The sequence below is a fragment of the Pseudomonas sp. HY13-MNA-CIBAN-0226 genome (genome assembly GCF_040310305.1).
Lineage (GTDB): Bacteria > Pseudomonadota > Gammaproteobacteria > Pseudomonadales > Pseudomonadaceae > Aquipseudomonas > Aquipseudomonas gregormendelii.
This window is the reverse complement of record NZ_JBEOPS010000079.1, coordinates 1-423: the sequence shown is the minus strand read 5'-3', so window position 1 is coordinate 423 and position 423 is coordinate 1. Positions and strand designations below refer to the sequence as shown.

Below are 423 nucleotides of genomic sequence, written 5' to 3'. Positions count from 1 at the left end.
GGTTGTGGGTGTTTGTACTGTTTGCGCTAGGAGTTAGTCAGTCGCAACTCACTATTGCTGCTGATACTTCTTACACCGATAATACGTCTAAAAATGCAGAAGAACTCAGATTGGAGTATCTAGAAGAGCTTGCAAGGTGACCCCTGCCGTCAAATCCGTACAGTTAAACTTGGGAGATTTAATTACGCAGCTTGACGATAATAATCAAACCACACCTGTCTTGGCGATTTATAGCCCAAGCTCTTTTGAGTTCTCGTTTGGTTGTAATATAGTTCAATATATCCAATGATATCGGTAATGGCGGCAAATCTGGTCTTATAGTCCTGATGATATATTAACTCATTCTTTAATACGCCCCAGAAGCTCTCTATAGGTGCGTTATCAAAGCAGTTACCTTTAGCGCTCATTGAGCCTGTAAGCTGA

Annotated in this window: 1 protein-coding gene; it reads right to left on the bottom strand. The window is 41.4% G+C overall.

From position 1 onward, the window contains the following. Positions 1–182 precede the first annotated feature (182 nt). Positions 183–423, bottom strand: a 241-nt coding sequence (locus tag AAEZ05_RS27840; protein ID WP_350649763.1) for an IS3 family transposase, incomplete at its 5' end; no start/stop codon positions are given.